3 protein-coding genes are annotated in these 4,992 nt (G+C 36.7%); all 3 read left to right on the top strand.

The genetic code is table 11. The annotated features are described in order from the left end of the window. Positions 1–389: 389 nt before the first annotated feature. Positions 390–998: a DUF6088 family protein gene (locus K0A91_RS10585; protein ID WP_295010155.1), complete on the top strand. Its 609-nt coding sequence runs from the start codon at positions 390–392 to the stop codon at positions 996–998. Further along, on the top strand, positions 995–1,993 hold the full coding sequence (locus K0A91_RS10590; RefSeq protein ID WP_295010156.1) for a nucleotidyl transferase AbiEii/AbiGii toxin family protein: 999 nt from the start codon (positions 995–997) through the stop codon (positions 1,991–1,993). The genes K0A91_RS10585 and K0A91_RS10590 overlap by 4 nt, the downstream gene beginning before the upstream one ends. Further along, positions 1,986–4,992 (top strand): type I restriction endonuclease subunit R (locus K0A91_RS10595; RefSeq protein ID WP_295010157.1); only part of this gene is annotated, 3,007 nt, incomplete at its 3' end. The genes K0A91_RS10590 and K0A91_RS10595, both read left to right, overlap by 8 nt.

Below are 4,992 nucleotides of genomic sequence, written 5' to 3' on the forward strand. Positions count from 1 at the left end.
TAAACTTAAGTGTCGGTTTTTACTCCAAAGTGTCCGAATCATTTCCGACACCACTGTCCGATTAGAACCGACATCACTGTCCGAACTCAACCGACATTAGTGTCCGATTTGAACCGTTTTTTGCAGACATGCTTCTTTTTATAATGGTCCAATTTGGTCTAATGCATATCGGTATGTTATAGGACACAAAGATACTGAAGAAGTTCTTGATGAAATTTATAATTATAAAGAAGAAAACAGATGACTAAAATAACCGAAAATGAAATAGAATTGTTTGTAATTGAATTTTTAGAAAAACTTAAGTCACACTATTTTCACACACTGATTAAAGTAAATATAAATCTAGAAAAGTATATACTTTTTTCTAGATATTAATAAAAAGGAAACCTATGTCTAGCCTCTATAATAAAGCATTTTGTTTTATATCTGGACATGGTAGGGGGTGGGCATTTTCATCTGGTGATTTACTTGGTAAGTTTAGCAGAGCACAAGCAGATAATCTTCTCTCAGAACTTCTTAAAGATGGCAAGATACGCAGAGTAAGCAGAGGCATCTACGACTACCCAAAATATAGCGAGTTTTTAGGAGAAAATATAAGCCCAGATATAGACCAAGTAGCGATAGCATACGCAAGAAAATTTAACTGGAGAATAGAAATCTTAGGTGATAGTGCTTTAAATATGCTTGGGTTATCTACACAAGTTGTTGCTAAGTATATCTATCTCAATGATGGGGCAAATAGAACCTACGATATATTGGGTACAACGCTAGAGTTTAAAAAAGCCACTTTAAAAGATATAGGTTTTAAGTACAAAGAGAGTTCATTGATAGTTCAAGCTCTTAAAGCTTTAGGTAAAGAGCGAATAACTGCTGATGTTATAAAGCAAATTCAAAAAAATATTGAACCTAAGATGTATGAGAAGATTTTAAAAGATACTCAATCTTCAACTACATGGATTTATGAAACAATTAAACTGATTTGTCAGGTTGAAACATGAATAAAATAGCTCTAGCATCATCAGAAAATAGAAAACAACTTTTTAGTGCAACTGCTAGAAAAATGAACACAACATCTGCCATCATCGAAAAAGATTTTTGGGTTGTATGGGTGTTAGATAAGATATTTTCTGATGAGAGACTTAATAAAATTTTGATGTTTAAAGGCGGTACGAGTCTTTCCAAGGTATTTGATCTCATAGGTCGCTTTTCAGAAGATATAGATCTGATACTAGACTGGAGAGAGGTTACAAAAGAAGACCCAAAAGAAGAGCGAGATTCTAAAACAAAACAAGTTAAGTTTAACGAGCAAGTTAATGAAGATGCAAAAGCTTATATAAAAGATGTATTGTTGCCTATTATTTCAGAGATTGTTTTCCCTCAATGTGTTTGCACAATAGATAAAAGTGAGGCATTCAATATCAATGTAAAATATCCTGCTACTTTTGATGATTTATATTTAAGACCTCAGATTTTACTCGAAATTGGTCCTCTGGCTTCTTGGTTGCCATATGATAGTTTTGAAATAGTGCCATATGCTGCACAACATTTTTTAAAGGTGTTTGAAAGACCAAAATGTAGTGTTAATGCTATAGTTGCTAAAAGAACATTTTGGGAAAAAACTACGATTTTACATCAAGAAGCCCATAGAGTTCAAGAAAAGCCTTTACCTTCTAGATATTCAAGACATTATTATGATTTGGCAGTAATGGCTAAATCAACCGTAAAAGATGAGGCTATCAAGGATTTGGAACTTTTAAAAAATGTCGTTGAGTTTAAAAAGAAATTTTATCCTTCTGCTTGGGCAAAATTTGATGATGCAACACCTGATAGTTTAAAACTTTTGCCTCCTAATTTTAGAGTCGAAGAGTTACGAAAAGACTACAATGCTATGGAACATATGATTTTTAATAAGTATCTTACTTTTGAAGAAATAATGTTAATATTAAAAGCACTAGAAGATGATATAAATTCTTTGGAGCCAACTGATGACTAAAATAACCGAAAATGAAATAGAACTATTCGCCATAGAACTTTTGGAGCGCCTTGGGTTCGAGTATATCTATGCACCAAACATTGCACCTGACAGCCAAACTCCTATGAGAGAATCTTTTGAAGATGTGATTTTAAAAGAAAAACTCCAAAAGTCACTTACTGTTATCAACCCTGCGCTGGATTATGACCTAATCGAGTATGCTATAAAACAATGCCAAAGACTTAGATCTACCGAGCTTCTAACGGATAACGAAACCTTTCATAAAATGCTTACAGAGGGAATAACGGTTGAAGTCCAAAGAGAGGGTGTCACTCGTGGCGAGATCGTAAAACTCATAGACTTTGATGATGTAAGCCGTAATGATTTTGTAGTATCCAATCAATTCACTATCGTTGAAAATGGTATCAACAAGCGACCTGACCTCATCCTCTTTGTAAACGGCTTGCCATTAGTGGTAGTTGAGCTGAAAAACCCCGTAGATGAAAATGCAACTATTGGTTCCGCTTACAAGCAGATACAAACATATAAAAGTGTTACACCGTCGCTATTTACCTACAACGCTTTTTGTGTCATAAGTGATGGCTTTGAAGCGAAAGCGGGAAGTATATCCGCAGGTTTATCACGATTTATGAGTTGGAAAAGCAGTGATGGAAAGAGTGAGGCTTCAAAGCTTGTCTCACACATGGAAACGCTTATAAATGGTATGTTAAATCCTGCTACATTGCTTGATTTAGTCCGAAACTTCATCGTTTATGAGAAGAGTACAAAGGTAGATAGCAAAACGCAAATCACTACCATTGAAACAGTAAAGAAGTTAGCAGCTTATCATCAATACTGTGCGGTAAACAAAGCAGTCGAGAGAACGACACAGGCAAGCAGCATTGACGGCGATAAAAAAGGCGGGGTTGTCTGGCATACGCAAGGAAGCGGTAAGTCGCTCTCTATGGTTTTTTATACCGGTAAAATCGTTCTCAGCCTAAACAATCCGACCATCTTGGTAATCACCGATAGAAATGATTTGGATGACCAGCTTTTTGATACTTTTGCCAGTTCACAGAGTTTACTCAGACAGGAGCCTATTCAAGCGCTAAACAGAGACCATTTAAAAAGTCTTCTGAAAGTTGCAAGCGGCGGAGTCATATTTGCCACTATTCAAAAGTTTTCTCCCCAAGATGGAAATATCTATGATGAGCTCTCAGACAGACGAAATATCATAGTCATAGCCGATGAGGCACACCGTACACAGTATGGATTTAAACCTAAAACGGTTGATGAAAAAGATAAAGACGGCAATGTTATCGGCAAAAAGATTGTTTATGGATTTGCAAAATACCTCAGAGATGCTCTCCCAAATGCCACTTATCTTGGATTTACAGGCACGCCGATAGAAAGCAGTGACATAAACACGCCTGCCGTGTTTGGTGATTATGTAGATATTTACGATATTTCACAAGCGGTTGAAGATGGCGCTACTGTTAAAATCTACTATGAAAGCCGACTTGCAAAGATACAGTTGAGCGATGAAGGCAAAAAGCTTGTCAAAGAGCTTGATGACGAACTTGGAAATGAGGAACTGGACGATACGCAAAACGAAGTTTCTTTAGTAAAAGCCAAAGCGAAATGGACTCAGCTTGAGGCACTCATAGGAAGTCAAAATAGAGTTAAAGAAGTTGCAAACGATATTGTTACCCACTTTGAAGCTCGCGGGGAAGTGTTTGATGGCAAAGGGATGATAGTAGCAATGAGTAGAAGGATAGCTGTCAGCCTCTATGAAGAGATTATTAAACTTCGTCCTCAGTGGCATAGTGATGATTTGAATAAGGGCGTTATCAAAGTTATCATGACAGCCAGTTCTAGTGATGGTCCGCAAATGGCAAAACACCATACTACAAAGCAACAAAGACGAGATTTGGCTTCTCGTATGAAAGATACGAATGATGAACTAAAACTCGTCATCGTTAGGGATATGTGGCTGACTGGATTTGACGCACCGTCAATGCATACACTCTACATTGATAAACCGATGAAAGGGCATAACCTCATGCAAGCCATCGCAAGGGTTAACAGGGTTTATAAAGACAAGCCGGGTGGACTCGTTGTTGATTATCTTGGGATTGCGAGTTACCTTAAAAAAGCCCTTTCGTTTTATAGTGACAGTGGCGGTAAAGGTGATCCTGCACTTGCACAAGAAAAGGCTGTTGCACTGATGCTTGAAAAACTTGAAGTTGTATCGCAGATGTATTATGGATTCGCTTATGAAGATTATTTCCAAACAGATACGAGAGGTAAATTAACCCTTATACTCGAAGCAGAAGAACATATACTCGGCATTGAAGATGGTAAAAAAAGATACATAGATGAAGTAACAGCATTATCACTAGCATTTGCTATCGCGGTTCCTCATGAAGAAGCTATGGATGTAAAAGATGAAGTTTCATTTTTTCAAGCGGTAAAAGCACGACTAGTGAAGTTCAATGGCACTGGAAGCAGTGTCACGGATGAAGAGATGGAAACAACCATCCGCCAAGTCATAGATAAAGCACTTGTAACGGAGCAGGTGATAGATATTTTTGATGCTTCTGGGATTAAAAAGCCTGATATCTCTATCTTGTCTGAAGAGTTTTTGCTAGAAGTTCAAGGGATGAAGCGTAAAAATATAGCTCTTGAAGTACTAAAGAAACTACTTAACGATGAGATAAAAACTAGAATGAAAACAAATTTTGTTCAAAGTAAAACACTTATGGAGATGTTAGAAAATTCTATCAAAAAATATCAAAATAAAATACTCACCGCAGCTGAAGTTATAGATGAGTTAATAAAACTCAGTAAAGATATTCACAAGATGGATGAAGAGCCAAAAGCAATGGGTTTGAGTGATTTTGAATATGCATTTTATACGGCAGTTGCAAATAACGAAAGCGCAAAAGAGCTTATGAGCAAAGATGTTTTACGAGAACTTGCCGTTGTTTTGACTCAGAGGGTGCGAGAAAATGCTTCTA

The sequence above is a fragment of the Sulfurimonas sp. genome (assembly GCF_019429335.1).
Classification (GTDB): Bacteria; Campylobacterota; Campylobacteria; order Campylobacterales; family Sulfurimonadaceae; genus Sulfurimonas.

Excerpts from the sequence above, each read along its gene's own strand:
- K0A91_RS10585 (WP_295010155.1), top strand. The coding sequence starts at position 390 with ATGTCTAGCCTCTATAATAAAGCATTTTGTTTTATATCTGGACATGGT.
- K0A91_RS10590 (WP_295010156.1), top strand. The coding sequence starts at position 995 with ATGAATAAAATAGCTCTAGCATCATCAGAAAATAGAAAACAACTTTTT.